This is a genomic window from Streptomyces sp. ISL-43 (assembly GCF_018614195.1).
Lineage (GTDB): Bacteria > Actinomycetota > Actinomycetes > Streptomycetales > Streptomycetaceae > Streptomyces.
The window spans coordinates 1-16,744 of record NZ_JAGGOT010000051.1 but is presented as its reverse complement, the minus strand read 5'-3'; the positions used below and the strand labels follow the sequence as shown (position 1 = coordinate 16,744).

General features: G+C 72.0%; 14 protein-coding genes. 5 read left to right on the top strand and 9 right to left on the bottom strand.

All coding sequences use genetic code 11. The annotated features are described in order from the left end of the window. Nucleotides 1-63: 63 nt before the first annotated feature. From J7F03_RS27265 to J7F03_RS27240, 6 genes are all read right to left on the bottom strand, one after another. Nucleotides 64-2,340, bottom strand: a complete 2,277-nt coding sequence (locus J7F03_RS27265; protein ID WP_214953995.1) for an AAA family ATPase — start codon at nucleotides 2,338-2,340, stop codon at nucleotides 64-66. A gap of 407 nt (nucleotides 2,341-2,747) precedes the next feature. Continuing rightward, the gene (locus J7F03_RS27260; protein WP_214953993.1) at nucleotides 2,748-3,128 is read right to left on the bottom strand and encodes a hypothetical protein; all 381 of its coding nucleotides are present in this window, start codon (nucleotides 3,126-3,128) and stop codon (nucleotides 2,748-2,750) included. Then, complete coding sequence (locus J7F03_RS27255) at nucleotides 3,125-3,712, bottom strand: TetR/AcrR family transcriptional regulator (RefSeq protein WP_214953991.1); 588 nt, start codon at nucleotides 3,710-3,712, stop codon at nucleotides 3,125-3,127. Before J7F03_RS27255 ends, J7F03_RS27260 begins: the two co-directional genes overlap by 4 nt. A gap of 168 nt (nucleotides 3,713-3,880) precedes the next feature. After that, nucleotides 3,881-4,675, bottom strand: a complete 795-nt coding sequence (locus tag J7F03_RS27250) for a carbonic anhydrase (RefSeq protein ID WP_214953989.1) — start codon at nucleotides 4,673-4,675, stop codon at nucleotides 3,881-3,883. Nucleotides 4,676-4,756: 81 nt separating this feature from the next. After that, the gene (locus tag J7F03_RS27245; protein WP_308379987.1) at nucleotides 4,757-5,743 is read right to left on the bottom strand and encodes a hypothetical protein; all 987 of its coding nucleotides are present in this window, start codon (nucleotides 5,741-5,743) and stop codon (nucleotides 4,757-4,759) included. Further along, on the bottom strand, nucleotides 5,740-9,342 hold the full coding sequence (locus J7F03_RS27240) for a DNA polymerase III subunit alpha (protein ID WP_214953987.1): 3,603 nt from the start codon (nucleotides 9,340-9,342) through the stop codon (nucleotides 5,740-5,742). Before J7F03_RS27240 ends, J7F03_RS27245 begins: the two co-directional genes overlap by 4 nt. A 227-nt stretch (nucleotides 9,343-9,569) precedes the next feature. Between J7F03_RS27240 and J7F03_RS27235 the strand changes: the two genes are divergently transcribed. The 3 genes from J7F03_RS27235 (at nucleotide 9,570) to J7F03_RS27225 (ending at nucleotide 12,680) form a co-directional block, all read left to right on the top strand. After that, complete coding sequence (locus tag J7F03_RS27235; RefSeq protein WP_214953984.1) at nucleotides 9,570-10,214, top strand: dihydrofolate reductase family protein; 645 nt, start codon at nucleotides 9,570-9,572, stop codon at nucleotides 10,212-10,214. Between the two features lie 137 nt (nucleotides 10,215-10,351). Beyond that, nucleotides 10,352-11,389 (top strand): PP2C family protein-serine/threonine phosphatase, encoded by a 1,038-nt coding sequence (locus tag J7F03_RS27230; protein WP_308379986.1) that lies wholly within the window; start codon nucleotides 10,352-10,354, stop codon nucleotides 11,387-11,389. 955 nt (nucleotides 11,390-12,344) lie between these two features. Then, the gene (locus J7F03_RS27225; RefSeq protein ID WP_214953980.1) at nucleotides 12,345-12,680 is read left to right on the top strand and encodes a YnfA family protein; all 336 of its coding nucleotides are present in this window, start codon (nucleotides 12,345-12,347) and stop codon (nucleotides 12,678-12,680) included. Here J7F03_RS27225 and J7F03_RS27220 read toward each other — a convergent pair. Together J7F03_RS27220 and J7F03_RS27215 are read right to left on the bottom strand one after the other, a co-directional pair. Then, nucleotides 12,655-13,233 (bottom strand): pyridoxamine 5'-phosphate oxidase family protein, encoded by a 579-nt coding sequence (locus J7F03_RS27220; RefSeq protein ID WP_214953978.1) that lies wholly within the window; start codon nucleotides 13,231-13,233, stop codon nucleotides 12,655-12,657. The genes J7F03_RS27225 and J7F03_RS27220 overlap by 26 nt on opposite strands. Nucleotides 13,234-13,325: 92 nt before the next feature. After that, a complete protein-coding gene (locus J7F03_RS27215; RefSeq protein WP_308379985.1) occupies nucleotides 13,326-15,479 on the bottom strand; it encodes a SpoIIE family protein phosphatase in 2,154 nt (717 codons plus the stop codon). 356 nt (nucleotides 15,480-15,835) lie between these two features. Between J7F03_RS27215 and J7F03_RS27210 the strand changes: the two genes are divergently transcribed. Together J7F03_RS27210 and J7F03_RS27205 are read left to right on the top strand one after the other, a co-directional pair. After that, nucleotides 15,836-16,147, top strand: coding sequence for a hypothetical protein (locus tag J7F03_RS27210; RefSeq protein WP_214953974.1), 312 nt, complete (start codon nucleotides 15,836-15,838; stop codon nucleotides 16,145-16,147). 115 nt (nucleotides 16,148-16,262) lie between these two features. Continuing rightward, on the top strand, nucleotides 16,263-16,523 hold the full coding sequence (locus J7F03_RS27205; protein WP_214953972.1) for a hypothetical protein: 261 nt from the start codon (nucleotides 16,263-16,265) through the stop codon (nucleotides 16,521-16,523). Between the two features lie 69 nt (nucleotides 16,524-16,592). Here J7F03_RS27205 and J7F03_RS27200 read toward each other — a convergent pair. Further along, a partial coding sequence (locus tag J7F03_RS27200; RefSeq protein WP_214954330.1) for a zinc ribbon domain-containing protein occupies nucleotides 16,593-16,744 on the bottom strand: 152 nt, incomplete at its 5' end.

Genomic DNA, 16,744 nt, shown 5'->3' with positions numbered 1-16,744 from the left:
CCTGCCCCCGGGGCGGGCGGACCGGCCGGGGCCGGTCCGCCACGCGGTGACCCGCGGGCCCCTCTACGGCTGTTCGCTCAGGCCCCGCGGAAGCCGGCCGGTGTGCAGCACCCCCAGGGTCTGGGTGGCGCGCGTCAGGGCCACGTAGAGATCGCTGGGCTCGTGGTCCGCCGGTTCCAGGACGAGCACGGTGTCGAACTCCAGCCCCTTGGCCTGGCGCGGATCCAGCAGGACGACCGGGCGGGTGAGATCCGGCTCCTCCCCCACCCGTACGCCGGGCAGCGCGGCCGCCAGCGTCCCGTGCAGCGGACGCGGGGCGATCACCGCGAGGCGGCCCTCGGCCGGGGCGTGGTCCCGTACCGCCTCGGCGAGCGCCGCGGCGAGGTCGTCCGTCCGCGTCACCCAGGGCCGCCGTCCTGTGGAGCGGATCGAGCTCGGCGGCTCGAAGCCGGGGTGGCGGGCCCGGAGCACGGCGGCCGCGACGTCCATGATCTCGGCGGGGGTGCGGTAGTTGACGCCGAGGCGGACCAGCTCCCAGCGGTCCTCGACATAGGGGGCCAGGATCTGCTGCCACGAGCCGCAGCCTGCCTCGTCGCCGGTCTGGGCCGGGTCGCCCACCAACGTCATGGAACGGGTCGGGCAGCGCCTCATCAGGAGCCGCCACGCCATGGCGGACAGCTCCTGCGCCTCGTCCACGATGACGTGTCCGAAGGCCCAGGTCCGGTCGGCGGCGGCCCGTTCGGCCGCGCTGCGGTGGTCGTCCTCCTCCTGCCGCTCGGCCATGCGTTCCGCGTCGATGATGTCGTGGGCCGCGAGGAACTCGTTCTCCATGTCCTCGAACTCGTAGCTCTCCGAGCCGGCCGACAGGTCCAGGACGCCCTGCGCGTACGCGACGCGTTCGAGGCGCTCGCGCTCCTCGGCGGCGCGCCGCGCGGTGTCGTCGACCCCGAGCAGCTCGGCGGCCTCGTCGAGCAGCGGGACGTCCGCGGGTGTCCAGTCCGCGTCGCCCGTCGTCGTGCGCCGGATCAACTCGGCTTCCTGCTCGGGGAGATGCGTGGGATCGGCGAGGTAGTCGGCGATCAGCCGCCGGGGCGTGAGCGACGGCCACAGCGTGTCGATGGCGGCGTGCACCGCGGCGCTGGTCGCGATCTCCTTGCCCAGCTGCGCGATGTCGTCCGGTCCCAGCAGGTTGGGGCCGCCGTAGGGGTCCGCGCCGAGCCTGTCGGCGAGTTGCTCGGTGAGCGCGTCGATGATCCGGAAGGCGAAGTACGGGCGCGCCAGGTTGTGCGGCAGTCCGGTGGCGCGGGCCCGGTCCCGGGCCTCGTGGGCCATGGTCCGGTCGAGCAGCAGCGTCCCGTAGTCGTCGTGGTCGATCTCCAGGGCCGGTTCGGGGACCACGTCGGCGTCCTCGCCGCTGCCGGCGGGCACGGTCTCGGGCAGTGTCTGCCGCTCGCTCACGACGCGCGCGAGGATCCCGGCCATCCGCGCGCCTCCCTTGACCGTCGCGGCGCCGGGGCGGTCGCGGCCGGTCGCGCGGACGCCCGGGAACAGCTCGCCCGGGGTGGCGAGCAGCACCCCGGTCTCGCCGAGGGCCGGGAGGACCTCGGCGATGTAGCCGAGGAAGGCCGGGTTCGGCCCGACGATCAGCACGCCTCGCTTGGCGAGCAGCTCGCGGTGCGCGTAGAGGAGGTACGCGGCCCGGTGCAGGGCAACGACGGTCTTGCCGGTGCCCGGTCCGCCCTCCACGACCAGGATCCCGCGGTGGGTGGAGCGGATGACGCGGTCCTGCTCGGCCTGGATGGTCCGCACGATGTCGTGCATCCGGCCGGTCCGCGCGGCGTCGAGCGCGGAGAGCAGCACCGCGTCCGCGTCCGCCCCCTCGTGGCCGGTGCGCTCGGTGTCGGCGAGGTCGAGGATCTCGTCGTGCAGGGCCGTGACCCTGCGGCCCTGGGTGGTGATGTGGCGGCGTCGGCGCAGCCCCATGGGGGAATACCCGGTCGCGAGATAGAACGGGCGTGCCACATCGGCCCGCCAGTCGAGTACGAGGGGTGTTCGGTCCCGGTCGTCCTGCCTGATTCCGATACGGCCGATGTGATGGTCCGAGCCGTCGGAGAACTCGAGCCTGCCGAAACACAGACCGTTCTCGCCCGTGTTCAGAGCGGAAAGCAGACCGGACTGCTCGGCGACCATGACATCCCGTTCCAGTCGCGACTGGAACCCGCTGCCGGCCGCGCTGAGCGCGCCCTGTACGGCACGTTCGGCCTCGTCACGCAGGTCGTCGAGGCGCGCGTAGAGAGAGGTGATGAATTGCTGCTCATTCCGGAATTCCTCGGTTGACAATTCCACTCCTGACCCGATACAGTGTCCCCATAAGCTTCTTCACGTCTTCGCCCTGGCGAAGATGCGAAACATCAAATATACACAAACAAACACCCCGGCCTCAATCGGCCGGGGTGTTTTTGTTTGACGGGACTCTTATTCGGTTCACAGGTCGGTCCGCATGTGCGCGATCTGCATCAGATTGCCGCAAGTGTCGTCGAAAACGGCCGTGGTGGCCGCCCCCGCCGCCTCCGGCGGTTGCTCAACCTCGCAGCTGTTTCAAGCGGACGTGGTCGGTGAGGGTTTCGGCTCGTTTCTCGGTCCTGCCGGGTTCGTTCCACTGGGCCGGCCTGCGGTTTTCCGAGCCCGCCGGCCGGCCGGCCGGGGCCGGGTCAAGAGGTCGAGCAGCGTCTGGGCTTCGACGTCGCTCACCGGGTGCCGAGCCAGCTCATGATCGCGACGGGCAGCAGCAGCATCCACTGCGGCAGCCGGAGCAGTCGCTTCGACCAGCCGGCCGATACGGTGATGACCAGGAAGACCGCTGCGTACGCGATGAAATGCACGGCCACGAACAGTGCCACCAGGTCGGTGCCCGAGCCGTGGTGCGCCATCGCCAGGTAGATCAGCGCAGCCGCGGCAAGGACCAGGTCGGCGCTCACCAGGTGCCACACCGCGTACAGAGTGCGTTTGGGGACATCTGCGAGCCCGGAGGCAAGGAGAGGCCGCACCGGGTCCCGATGTCCGGCGATGAGGTGAACACCGGCCACGCCGGCCGCGGTGACACCCGCTGCGAGAAGCCAGCCGTTCATCGGACCTCGATTCCCTTGACCACCACTGCCGCCAGCCGGCCGGCCAGCCGGCGGGTCGGGGGTTCTCCGACCAGACCGACGTGGAAGAACACCGCTCCGGCGAGCATGTCCAGCACCAGATCCACGGGAGTGCCGGCCGGCATCTCGCCGCGCTGCGCGGCTCGGTCGAAGACGTCCACCAAGCGCTCCTTGGCCGGGGCCAGGAAGCCTGTACGGATGCGCGCTTGCAGTACGGGGTCGGCGGCGAAGTCGGCAAGGAGCCCGGGCAGCGCCGCGGCACCCGCGGGTGTGCTGAATTCGTCCACCAGCCCTTGCAGGAGCACCGTCAAGTCCCCGGCCAATGTCCCGGTGTCCGGTATCGGAGCCTCATCCACAGTGGTGAACACCGCCTCGTAGACCAGCTCGGCCTTCCCCGACCACCGTCGGTAGATGGTGTCCTTGCCGACACCGGCCCGTGCGGCCACGGCCCCGATCGACGTCGCGGCATAACCCGCCTCGGCAACCAGCTCCGCGGCTGCATGGACGATCGACTCGTGCGTACGGCGATCCCGGGGGCGTCCCCTGGGGGACGGAGAAGGATTCATGGCAATACTTTACGGGTCGACCCGTTTGATAAACAAGGGGCGCGGAGCCCGGGCCCCGAGACAAGCCGACCCCGCGGCGCGGCAACGCGGCCATCACCGGTCCAAGCGGTACCGGCGCCACACCGGGTGGTCTGCGGCCATCGCCCGCCGGGGATTGAGGGACGGCCCTTAGCGCAGCGTGCGGACCTTCTGGTCGCGCAGGTCGTAGCGCGCGGCCGTCACGGCCAGTCGGCCGGTGGCGATCCTGCGGGCGATGTCGGGCTCCGCCGCCAGCAGGGCCCGGGTGCGGCGGGCGTGGGCGTCGATGGTCGCGGCTATCCGCGCCTCGCCGTGCTGGCCCCGGTCGATGGAGGGCCGGATCTGATCGGCCAAGTACTGGATGTGTGCGGGCAGTCGAGTACCCGTCTCGTCTGCGTGGACCGCGGCGCCGACGGCCCCGCACGACTCGTGGCCGAGGACCAGGATCAGGGGCACGTCCAGCTCCATGACGCCGTACACGATGCTGCCGAGCACCGCCTCGTCCAGCACCTCGCCCGCCGAGCGCACGGTCAGCAGGTCGCCGAGCCCCTGGTCGAAGACGAGCTCCGGCGGCACCCGGGAGTCGACACAGCCCAGCACGATCGCGAAGGGGTGCTGCTCCCGGGCCACCTGGAGGCGTACGGAAGGCGATTCGTGCGGGTGCTGCTGGCAGTACGCCGCCCAGCGCCGGTTGCCGGCCGTCAGGCGGCGGAGGGCCTCGTCCGGGGTGGCGGGGCGGCCGCCGCCGGCGGTTTCGGCGGCAGTCGCGGTTTCGGCGGCAGCCGCCGTTTCGGCTGAGACGGAGGAGGCGGAGGAGGCGGAAGCCGGGAAGGCGGAGGCGAGACCGAGGACGGATCCGGCGGCCGCGGTGCCCGCCAGGGCCGTGCGCAGCAGGGTCCGGCGGCTGGGCGAAGTGGCGTATGACGTCCGTATGTTCGAAGACATTGGGGGAAGTTATCCCCGCACTGCGCCATCCGGCGCTCCACCGGCGGGAATTGGCGGATTCCACCCGGAGCCCGGCTCGATTCACGCACCGGCGAGTGTCGCCGGTTTGACGGCGTCGGGGCCGTAGCGGGCGCGGGCGCGGTCGGCGGCGACCTCGATGGCGAACGCCTGGTCATCGGCCGTGTCGAAGGTGAGCTGCCTCCTGGCCTCGGAGGCGGGGCACAGGGCCTCGGCGCGGAGGTCGAAGGAGCGTACGCGTGCGCGCTGGAGGCCGAGGAGCCCGTACAGCTCGTAGGCGGCGCCGGTCAGGGGGCGCGTGTGGTTGGTGGGTTCGGTCAGGGCCCGGGTCCGGGTGGACGTGGTGCGGTCGGCGTAGCGGGCGGTGAGGGTGAGGCCGGTGGCCGCCCGGTCCTCTTCGCGCAGGCGGGCGCCGATCCGGTGGGCGAGACCGAGGAGGGCGCGGTGGTGCTGGTCCGCGTCGAGGCAGTCGGCGTCGAAGGCGTGGCCTGCGCTGAGGGACTTGGGTACGGGGTGGGCGTCGACCGGGCGCAGGTCCTCGCCGTGGGCGCGGGCGTGCAGGGAGCGGCCGGTGGCCGAGCCGAAGATCCTGGTCAGGGCGGGCAGGGGCGCGTCGGCGAGGTCTCCGACGGTGTGCAGTCCGTACGTGGCCAGCGCGGCGGCGGTGGCGGGGCCGACTCCGTAGAGGGCGGCGACGGGGCGGGGCCGCAGCCAGGCGGTGACCTCGGCCTCGGCGAGGACGGTGGCGGCGCCGAGGGGTGTGGAGGCGGCCGTCATCGTCGCGAGCATGCGGTTGGGCGCGACGGCGCAGGTCGTCGGCACGCCGTGGAGGGCGAGGGTGCGCAGCCGCAGGAGGGCGGCCAGCTCTTCGGCGTCGCGCTGCCAGTAGCGCAGGGATCCGGTGATGTCGAGGTCGGCGGCGTCGGGCGGGATCGGCTGGACGCGGGGGGTGATGTCGGCGGCGAGGTCGAGGAGTTGCCCGTAGAGGCCGGCGTCGGCGGCCTGGGGGAAGTGGAACCGGGCGTGGAGGATCTGCTTCGTGGTGATCACCCCGCCGATCCGGGGCTGGTGTAGCCGAGGGACTTGAGGTCGGCTGCGCGGGTGCCGGCGGGCTGGAGGTCCGCGTACGGGTGGAGGCGCGCTCCGCTGGTGCCGTTGGCGAGGGTGCGCCTCGTACCGTCGGCGGGGGCGTGTTCCGCGGCGGCGCCCTGGGCGGGGGTGGGGGCGGGATCGGCGCGGCCGAGGAGGGCGAGGGCGGCTTCGGGTCCGTGGTCCCGGCGCGCGGCCGCGATCTCCTCGAGGTTCCACGCCATGTGGCCGACGACGGTGCGGCGGGGGCCGCGGGCCTCGACGGTGCCCCGGACCAGGAGCAGCCCGGAGTGGAAGACCGTGTGGGCGCAGGCGTCGTGGCTGTCTTCGAAGAACGCGACGTCGACGAGCCCGCTGCCGTCCTCCAGGGTCACGAAGATGATCCTCTTGCCCGAGGGGATCGGAGGCGTCTGGGTGGACGCGCGGACGCCCGCGACGAGGACCGGCCGGCCCGGGCTCATCGTCGCCAGGTGGGCGGAGTCGGTGGCGCCGATCTCGCGGAGCAGGCGGTGGTGGTGGTCCATCAGGTGCTGGGAGACGTCGATGGACAGGATGTCGATCTCGGCGGTGAGGGCCTCGCGGCTGGTCATCTCCGGCAGGCCGGACGGTTCGGCGGTGACGAGTTCGCCGCCGAGGGCCAGTTGCCCGTCGGCTGCGGGGGCCCGGGTGTGGCGGTGGAGCTCGGACACCTGGAGGAGGAGGTCGCGGCGGGTGAGCGGCCCGCGCAGGGTGTCGAGGGCTCCGATCCGGATCAGGCGCTCGGCGACCGGCAGCGCGGGGCGGGCCCGCTCCCAGAAGTCCTGCAGGCCGCTGTACGGCCGGTTGGCGGCGATCCGGGCGGTCTGCTCCTCGCTGATCCCCTTCACCGACGACAGCGAGAGCCGCACCCCCCACGTACCGTCGGGCGTCCGCTCGACGCGGTGGCCGGCCTCGGAGCGGTTGACGTCCACGGGGAGGACGGGCACGCCGTGGCGGCGGGCGTCGGAGACGATCACCCGGGGCGGCCACATCCCGGGATCGTGCTCCAGCAGTCCGGCGTAGAGGGCGGCGGGATGGTGGGCCTTGAGCCAGGCGGACTGGAGCGCGGGCACGGCGAAGGCGACGGCGTGCGCGCGGCAGAACCCGTACGCGCCGAACGCCGCGACGATCTCCCAGACCTCGTCGAGGACCTCCGTGCCGTAGCCGCAGGCGCCCGCCTGCCGCCGGAACCACGCTTCCACCCGGGGCAGCCGGTCGGGGCCGGCGAGGGCGCGGCGCGCGATCTCGCCCAGCGCCCGGTCGCAGCCGGTCATCACCGCGAAGATGTCGATGATCTGCTCGTGCCAGATGGTCACGCCGTAGGTGTCGGCGAGTACGGGCTCCAGGTCGGGGTGGGGGTAGCGGGGGGCGGCGCCGTGGCGGGCCGCGATGTAGAGGGCCGGCATGCCGCCCTTGACCGGGCCCGGCCGGAACAGGCTGATGTCGGCGATGACGTCCTGGACGCCGCGCGGCTGGAGCCGGCCTACGAGGTCTTGCTGGCCGGGGCTCTCCAGTTGAAACATGCCCACGGTCCGGGCCTGCCTGATGAGCTCGAACGCGCCGGGGTCGTCCAGCCGGACGTGGTCGGGGTTGTCGAGGTCGAGCTGACGCCCGGTGGTGCGGCGGATCTCGGCGACGGCGTGCGCCATCGCCGACTGCATCCGCACTCCCAGGACGTCCAGCTTGACGAGGCCGAGGTCCTCGACGTCCTCCTTGTCCGCCTGGACCATCGGGTACCGGCCGCCCGGGGTGGGCTGCACGGGCAGCCGGTCGAGCAGGGAGGCGTTGGAGAGGATCACTCCGCACGGGTGCATGGCGTAGCCGCGCGGCAGGGCGTCCAGGCCCTCGGCGAGCTCCCACAGCGGCCCGAACCCGTCGGCCTCGCTCGCGAGCTGCTTCAGTTCCGGCAGCGTGTTCAGCGCGTCGCGGATGTCGCAGGCCCTGATGTGCGGGAAGGACTTCGCGATCCGGTCCACGACCTGCGGGGCCAGGCCGAGGGCGAGGCCTGTGTCGCGCAGGGCGTGGCGCGCCCGGTACGTTTCCGGCATCGAGGCGACGGCCACCCGCTCGGTGCCGAACCGTTCGATGATCCTGTCGTAGACCTCCAGCCGGCGGGCCGATTCCACGTCGAGGTCGATGTCGGGGAGCGAGGCCCTGCGGACGCTGAGGAAGCGCTCGAACAGCAGATGGTGTTCGAGGGGGTTGGCCGTGGCGATGAAGAGCGCGTGGTTGACCATGCTCCCGGCGCCGGACCCCCGGGCGGCGACCCGGATCCCCATGGACCGGATGTCCGCGACGACCTGTGCGACCGCCAGGAAGTAGGACTCGAAGCCCAGCTTCCCGATCACGCCGAGCTCGTACTCCAGCCGCTCGACCGCCCGCCGGTCGCGATCCAGGCCGCGCGCGAACATCCCCTCTTCGCAGCGTCGGCGGAGCAGGGCCGCGGCGCCGCCCGGACCGGGGTCGGCGCCCACCACTTCCGGCTCGGGGAAGGCGGGCCGACCGGTACCGAGGCCGAGGGCGGCCACCGGGTCGACGGCGCACAGCTCCGCCGTACGCGCGGTCTCCGCGAGCAGCGCCGCCGCCCGGCCGGAGCCGGGGCCCGGGTGCGAGCCCGCGGCGGCGGCGATCCGCTCGGCGGCCTCCGCCATCGCGGCCGGCCCCTTCAGCCAGCGCTCTCCGCAGTCCAGTCGGCGGCGGTCGATCGGGCGCAGCAGCCGGGCCGCGTCCAGGACGTCGGCGATGCGGTGCTGGGCGGGATCGGCGTAGCGGACGGCGTTGGTGAGGACCGCCGGGATACCGAGCCGGTCGGCCAGGGCGAGGGTGCGGGCGGCCAGCCGCAGCGAGCCCGGCCCGGTGCCGGAGAGCCCGTACCAGAGCACCTCCAGCCGGAGGTCCGGGCCCGCGATCTCCCGCCAGGGGGCGAGGAGCCGCTCGGCCACGTCGGGCCGGCCGGCCGCGAGGGCCCGTACGGGCTCGGACACCGGTCCGAGCATGACCACCAGGCCCTGGCCCGCGTACCGCTCCAACACCGCCCGGGACACGACCGGCGGCCCGCCGGCGGCGTCCGCGTGGGCGGCGGAGACCAGCCGGCACAACCGGGCCCAACCGCCCGCGTCCCGCGCGAGGAGCGTGACCCGCAGAGCGGGCTCGGCAACGTACGCCCCACCCCGCACGGGCGTCCGCCGGGGGCCGGAGGGACCGGCGGGACCTTTGAGACCGGTGGTGCCCCCGAGCCCGGATGGACCACTGGGACCTCCGAGACCTGCGGGACCTACGGGACCTGCGGAACCGAACGGAGCGTCGACCCGACCCGCGGAACCGAACGGAGCGACGGCGACATCGACCCCGAAGACCGGCCGGATCCCTGCCCCGACGGCCGCCTTCGCGAAGCGGACCGCTCCGGCGACGGTGTCACGGTCGGTGAGCGCGAGCATGCCGATCCCCCGCTCGGCGGCTCGTTTCACCAGGTCGGATGGGTGAGAGGCCCCGTAGCGGGCCGAGTAGCCGCTCGCGGCATGAAGGTGCGCACAGCCGCTCACGGGCCACCTCCGATCGACCGACCACCCCTTTCCAGCCACCCTGACCAGATACAACCAGCGTATCGAACAAAATTCGAACAGCGCGACCCCGGCTGGGTCACCCGCTCACTTCGGGCTGGTGGTCATTCCGCCCGACTGGGTGAAGCCGGTTCCGTCGCGTCGATGAGTCCGCGGGCGCGCGAAGGTCTATCTCTTGACGGAGACAACCGACTCATCGGGAGTAAGCCATGGGCCTCATCCACATCGAGCTGTTCGCGACCCTCGACCTCGTCGGGCAGGCGCCCGGCGGCCCCGACGAGGACCCGGTGGGGTTCCCGTTCGGCGGCTGGCAGGCGCCCCTGCTGGACGAGGTCGCCGGGGCGCAGGTCGGTGCCGCGTACGAGGGCACGGACGCCCTCCTCCTCGGCCGGCGGACGTACGACATCTTCGCCGCCTACTGGCCCCACCAAGAGGGTGGCGAGGACAACGAGATCGCCACGCTCTTCAACAGCGTCCCGAAGTACGTGGCCTCCCGCGGCAGGCCCGACCTCTCGTGGGCCGGGTCCACGCAGCTCGGCCCGGACCTCGCCGACGCGGTGCGTGAGATCCGTGACCGGCACGAGCACGTGAAGGTCGTCGGGAGCCTGAACCTCGTGCAGACCCTCCTGCGAGAGAAGCTCTTCGACCGTCTCGACCTCTGGCTGCACCCGATCGTGCTCGGCGTCGGGAAGAAGGTTTTCGACGGCGGCGAGGTGCCCACGAACGTGACCCTCCTCGAACCGCCGGCAGCCAGCCCGAAGGGCACCGTGTACCTGCGCTACGGGCTCGCCGACGGCACTCCCGCGACGGGCGACATGAGCGCACCCGATCGCGGTGCCGGAAGCCACGGCTGAAGCCACCCCGCGCCTGGTGGGTCCGCGCCGCCGCACAACTCTCGTCAGAGCGCTATGCCCTCATTGCACATATTCTGGGAAGTGTGATCGAGTCCGGACGGCCGCGGCTCCGCAGGCGCCCCAGCCCGGGAAGGCTTGTGCGGCTGTCGCCGGTCATCCTGACCGTCGTCATCGCCGGCCTGGCATACACCACTCCGCCGGAAATGGCCTTCAGCCGCCTCCTGCCCGCGGCGCCGGCCCTCGCCGCCGCCATGTGGCCGGTGCTCCCCACCGTCCTGCTCGGGACGGTCTGCCTCTTCCTGATGATCGGACTCAGCCTCGTCTTCCCCGATCTGGGGACGTGGTGGACGGCCGCGGGGATCATCGCGGTCACCGTGGCCGCCGCGTACGGAAGCCATGTCCGGCTCCAGCGGGAGCGCACGCTCTTCCAGGTACGGCTCGTCGCCGACGCGGCGCAGCAGGTGGTGCTGAGCCCCATGCCACGCCGCCTCGGCGGCATCGAGATCGAGTCGCTGTATCTCGCGGCCGCGGCGGAGGCCCGCATCGGCGGGGATTTCTACGAGGTGGTCGACACGCCGTACGGGGTCAGGCTGCTCATCGGTGACGTGCGGGGCAAGGGCCTGCCGGCAGTGGGGGCGGCCGCGGCGATCGTCAACGCCTTCCGGGAGGCGGCCTACGGCGAGATCGACATGGTCGACGTCGCACGCAGGCTGGACGCCAGCAGCACCCGTTACAACGCCGCCTTTCCCCCCGAGGGGCCGATGGAGCGCTTCGCCACCGCCCTTCTCGTCGAGATCCCGCACGAGGGCAGACGTATCGACATCCTCAACTGCGGGCACCCCCCGCCGCTGCTCCTGAACCGCGGGAAGCTCCGTGTCCTCGAGTCGGCCACCCCATCGCCACTGCTCAGCCTCGCTGAGCTGATCGGCGATCAGTACAGCGTCGACACCTTCGACTTCGCCCCCGACGACCTGCTGCTTCTCTATACCGACGGGATCGCCGAGGCCCGCGCCCGCGACGGCGAGTTCTTCCCGCTGGCGGCTTGGATGCGTCGACAGCCCCCGACACCGCCCCGCGAACTGCTCACGGCTCTTCACCGCGATCTCCTCCGCTACAGCAGAGGACGCCTTGACGACGACATCGCCGCCCTCGCCGTACGCCTGTGTGAGCCCTGATCATCAGCGGCGGCCACCGCGGCACGATCTGGTCGTTCGCTTCGCCGACGCCTCGGACACATTCGCCAAGTCCGCAGGCAAGCACCCTGGACCACGCTGGCGCCGCCTGCGCTGGGCAGAGCTCGCCCGGCGGACCGGAGATCCGGTGGCCGCCGAGGGACGGCTACCCTGCTACACCTCCTTCCCCTCGCTCAGGACCGGGTCGTCGGGCGGCTGGCCGGTCGGCATCACGGGTCCGTCCGAGGGCAGCCTGGACCGTGCCGACTGGAACCGACTGGTCGAGGTCCTCATCGAGCACAGCCCGCAGGGCCCGGACACCCGCTGCCTCGCCTACTACAGCCCGTTGGGGCAAGGGGCCGAGGACTTCGACAACCTGCACGTCCGGGCCGGGCGGCTCGCAGACACACCTCGACGACTCGGAGATCGAGGCCGTTCGATTGCCCTGGGCCCCCTGATCCGACCGCCCGCCGTGGGAACGACCAGGCGTGACCAGCGCTCGGGCCCGCGGGCGTCAACGGGCGAGCGAACTGCACCAGCGGCATCCCGACGCAAAGCCCCTGGACGGCCGCCAGTGGCTCATCACGGCCAGCCACTGCTACTCGGTCGACGACGTCGTCACCCACGGCCGGCGGCACCCACATCGGCCGGGGCAGGAGCAAGAAGCTCAGCATCGATTCGGCGTTCATCGACGCGGGCACGGGCCGTCACACCTGGGACGGCAGCGACGCACAGGGGTACACCCGCTACCTCAACGGCACGCGCGACATCGCGGTGGGCGACTTCACCTGCCAGCTCGGCTACGGCTCCGAAGTCGTCTGCAACATCCGCACCGAGCAGGCCGGCGACGCCAGCTGGACCAGGGCCAGAAAACCGCTGGTGAGGGCGGGTGCGACTGTAAGGGGTCCGGGGACCCGCTGAAGAACAGCGGCGCGGGCCGCCAGTAGGGTCGGCCGGTATGACTGTCGCTCGTTCCGTTGCCCTGTTCGTCGTCGCCGCCCTCTTCGAGATCGGCGGCGCCTGGCTGGTCTGGCAGGGCATCCGCGAACACAAGGGCTGGATCTGGATCGGCGCCGGCGTCATCGCCCTCGGCCTCTACGGGGTAGTGGCCACCTTCCAGTCCGACGACAACTTCGGACGCATCCTCGCCGCCTATGGCGGGATCTTCGTCGCCGGGTCGATCGCCTGGGGCATGGTCGCCGACGGCTACCGCCCCGACCGCTACGACGTCATCGGCGCCGTGGTGTGCCTCGCGGGCATGGCCGTGATCATGTACGCCCCCCGCAGCCACTGAACGCCCACTGGGTATGGGTGTAGACGCCGTCGTCCCGACCGAAGCCGTAGGCCGTGGCCGGGGCCACCGCGAACACCACCACGTCGCCCTTGCGGAACGCATCCCCGATCCCGTGGAAGGTGCCCTCCGGCGAGGTGATGTGCGGCCCGTACTTCGCCTCGTACGCCGCGATCACTTCCTCCAGCACCGCCGGATCGGCAACCTGCTCCGCCTTGCCCTCGACCACGAGGTCGAGTCCTTCGGTGAGCGAGTTCCCTCCGGTGGTCAGCGCGCAGTGCCCGTCATGAGCGAGGTTCCTCGCCTTCTGCTCGCCCACGCCGGTGGAGAAGTACAGCACCCCGTCGTGCCAGGCGGCGATCACGGGAGTGACGTGCAGCCGGCCGTCGGGCCGCACCGTGGACACCCAGAAGATCTCGGCGGCCTCCAGCTGCCGCTGGGCCTCGGCCCACTCGGTGGCGGTGACGTCCGCGGCACCCGGGCGGGGATGGAGTGCGGAGCTGTAGCGGGCGTCGAGTTCGGTCGTGGGTTGCTCTGCGGGTCCCTGCGTCGGCATGGCAGATCTCCTTCCTCGTCCTCATGATGACCGGCTACCGGCGCCGAACTCACCGCCACGCCGATCAGGGACACCACGGCCCCGACGCCGCGCTACGCCGGCGGTGGGGTGGTGCGCAGCAGGAGCATGGCGATGTCGTCGGTGTAGTGGGCGGTGGGCCGGGCGTGGTGGAGCAGGGCGTCCATGACGTGGTCGAGGGACTGCCCGCTGTACCCGGCCAGGAGGCGGGCAAGGTCGCCGGCCATCCGGTCGGGGTCGGTGCCGGGGCTTTCGACCAGACCGTCGGTGTAGAAGGCGAGGGTCGTTCCGGGGCGGAGGGGCAGGACGGTGACGGGATAGGCGACGCCCGGGTCGACTCCGAGCAAGGGGCCGGGATCGAGTGCCACGACGCCGGGCAGCCGGCCCGCCCGGTGCAGGAGCGGCGGTGGGTGACCCGCGCTGGCCAGGACCATCTCGTGGCGGACGAGGTCGATGTGGGCGTAGAGGCAGGAGACGAGCAGGTCGGTTTCCAGATCGGCCAGCACGCGGTTGGTGCGGGTGAGCACCTGGTCGGGCGGGGCGCCCGCGGTGGCGTGGATGGCGGTGCGCACCTGGCCCATGAGGGCGGCGGCGGAGACGTTGTGACCTTGGACGTCGCCGATGACGGCTGCCGCGGTGGTGGCGTCGATGCGGATGACGTCGTAGAAGTCGCCGCCGATCTCCAGGCCGTGGCTGGCGGGCAGGTAGCGGGCGGCGGTCTCCAGTCCCGGCAGGGCCGGCAGGCTGCGCGGCAGGAGGGCCTGCTGGAGGCCGTGGGCGAGGTCGCGGGTGGCGTCGTAGAGGCGGGCGCGGTCCAGGGCCTGGGCGATCAGCCCTGCCAAGGAGGTCAGGACGGCGCGTTCGTCGGCGCTGAAGTCGCGGGGCCGGTCGTAGGAAAGGATGCAGCATCCGACGGGGCGTCCGGAGATGACCAGGGGGAGGAAGGCCCACGCCTCCTTGCCGCTCATCTGCGGCGCCCTGGGGTAGCGGCGGGCCATCTCGTCGGGGCTGGCGAAGAAGGACGGGGTGCCGTCGGCGAGTACCTGTCCGGCGGGGGTGAGGTCGGTGTCCAGGGGGAGGCCGTCGAGACGGTCGATGGTCTCCCGGTCGTAGCCGTGGGATCCGGTGATCTTCAGGCGGCCCGCGTCGGCGGCGGACAGGACCAGCCCGTCGGCGCCGAACGCGGGCAGGATCTGGTCGGCGACGAGTTCGACGACGTCGCGGACGGCGACGGTCTCGGTCAAGGCCGCCGCGAGGTGGACCAGCTGGTACAGCCGTCCGGCCTGCGCGGTTCCCGAGGAGACCTGCGCGGTTCCCGAGGAGAAGGGCCGGGCGGGCTGCGGCGTCCGAGCGGTCGCTGGACGGCCGTCATCGGGAGTCGGGGCACCCGTGATGCGGACGCTGATGCCGCTGGCGTCCGGGTAGAGCTGGAAACGCAGCGGCGTGTCCGGGGGACGAAGGGCGGTGAAGGCGACCGGGTCGCGGCTGATGACGGCGGTGCGGTAGTGGTCCTCGACGATTCCGTTGTCCAGCCAGGGCAGGGACTGCCAGGGGCGGGTGCCCAGCAGCCGACCGGCATCGAGGCCCAGCAGTGATGCCGCCGCGGTGCTCAGGAAGGTGATCCGCCCCTCCAGGTCCATGCCGATGGCCCCCTCGGGCAGGCGCTCGAGGTAGTCCGCGGCGGCCTGGGGCAACAGTCCGCCGTGCGTGCGTGAGACCGCGCCGACCGGGATGAGGCGGGGTTGTTCGGGGACGGCGGGCACGACGGGGCTCTCGTCCAGGACGCGGGCGATGTGCCGGGCGGCGGAGCGGATGTGGCTCTGCTCTCGGGGCGTGGCGTCGGCTGGATGACTGGCGGGCCACAACAGGAGCAACGCGCCCCAGCACCGCCCCCTGCCCGGCAGAGGGGCCGCGGCGACTGCGAATCGGTAGGGCAGGCTCGCGGCGGCTCGCGGATAGGCGCGGGCCAGGTCCGCCTGGGATCCCACCCACACCAGACGGTTCTCGCGGACCGCGTCGCTCACGGGGACCGGCGCGCTCAATGGCACCCGCCGCCACGGCCAGACCACCTCGACGGGCACTCCGGACAACACCGCGAGGCCCAGCACTTGCGAGGCCTCGTCCAGCAGGTAGAGGGCCCCGGCGGAGGCCCCAGTACGGCGCACCGTGCCGGCCAGCACCTCGTCCAGTAGCCCGGCGCGGTCGGGCTTGTCACCGCTGCCGGCCACCACACGCCCCCATCCGGTCGGGCCTTCCGGACAGGCGAGTGAGGGCGATCCTCCGCTCCGCACGGCACCCATGATTCACACTTTGAACAATACGCCCGATTTCCTACATGAACGGGCAAGCGCAGGCAGGAGTTCCGGGCCCGCGCGCGGCGGACGCCGTCCTGGGCCACTCCCCCGTACGGCGGCGTGGAAAATGCCGGCTCAACCGGACTCTCAACCGTCATGCTGGGCACATGACACCACCACCCCTATCCGACCGGGAGACGGCTGAGGCGACAGAGGACGCGAAGTCCCCTCTGTGGTCCGTGAGGAGCGCCGCGGGGCAACGTCTCGCCGCTTCGGCGGAGATCCCGCGAGTGGCCGATGTCCTCCACCGGCTGCTGTTGGACGCCCAGGACACCGGAGTGACCCAGAGGACGGCCGAGGCTCTGCTGGCACGAGGGGACAGGGACGGACTCCGCGCGGTCCTGGCCGCCCTGTCCTGCGCGCACAGCACGTCGACTTCGGACCAGCTCGGTGCGGCGATGGACGGCAACCCCAACTGGAGGACCGAGGAAGGCGAGAACCTCCTCATCGGCCAGCTGCGGGACCTGGCAGGCGATGACGATGCCGGTGTCCGAAGCGAAGCCGAGAAACGCCTGCTGCGCATTTTCGGGCACAGCCGATAGCCGGCAGCGCGAGTCGTTCGCCCTCGGGCGGGAAAGCGGGCCAACACCGGTCAGGAGAGCCGAAGATGCCGGATCGTGATCCGCGAGCCGTACGAGCGTACGTACGATGCTCGGCATGATCACCCTGTCCGTGGACACAACCTCGCAGAGTTACGCCGTCGGCCAGGTGACGGGCGCCCTGCTCGTCGGCGTCGTCGCCATCGTGCTCGTCTGGCAGCTCACCGGTTCGTGGCGCAAGGCCGTGGCGGCCCCCGGCACCCTCGAACCCGCCGAGAAGGCGCGCGTGCAGGCCAAGCGCCGCATGCTCATCATCGGCGTCATGGTGCTGATAGGCGTCGGCTCGACGGTGCGGGCCGCGAGCATGTACTACGCGTAACCGCGGGCCGGGCGCTCGGGGACGGAGGGAAACGTGACTCCTCCCCCTCATAAATGAGGGGGCTTCTCGCTATGCCGGTTGAGGCTCGCGACGGACCAGCCCGGCCCGTAGAACGTTCAGGGCGCCCACCGTGTCAGCGTGCGCCAGGTGGCCGCGGGCTATGCAGTGGAACTTGTCCTGTGTGGTCCGGTTCTCCTTGGTGGTGTGCCCGCATTCGGGGC

Bases quoted from the DNA above. Each gene is read 5' to 3' on its own strand.
- J7F03_RS27260 (WP_214953993.1), bottom strand. From the start codon at position 3,128: ATGAACGGCTGGCTTCTCGCAGCGGGTGTCACCGCGGCCGGCGTGGCC.
- J7F03_RS27255 (WP_214953991.1), bottom strand. From the start codon at position 3,712: ATGAATCCTTCTCCGTCCCCCAGGGGACGCCCCCGGGATCGCCGTACG.
- J7F03_RS27250 (WP_214953989.1), bottom strand. From the start codon at position 4,675: ATGTCTTCGAACATACGGACGTCATACGCCACTTCGCCCAGCCGCCGG.
- J7F03_RS27235 (WP_214953984.1), top strand. From the start codon at position 9,570: ATGGGCCTCATCCACATCGAGCTGTTCGCGACCCTCGACCTCGTCGGG.
- J7F03_RS27225 (WP_214953980.1), top strand. From the start codon at position 12,345: ATGACTGTCGCTCGTTCCGTTGCCCTGTTCGTCGTCGCCGCCCTCTTC.
- J7F03_RS27220 (WP_214953978.1), bottom strand. From the start codon at position 13,233: ATGCCGACGCAGGGACCCGCAGAGCAACCCACGACCGAACTCGACGCC.
- J7F03_RS27205 (WP_214953972.1), top strand. From the start codon at position 16,263: ATGATCACCCTGTCCGTGGACACAACCTCGCAGAGTTACGCCGTCGGC.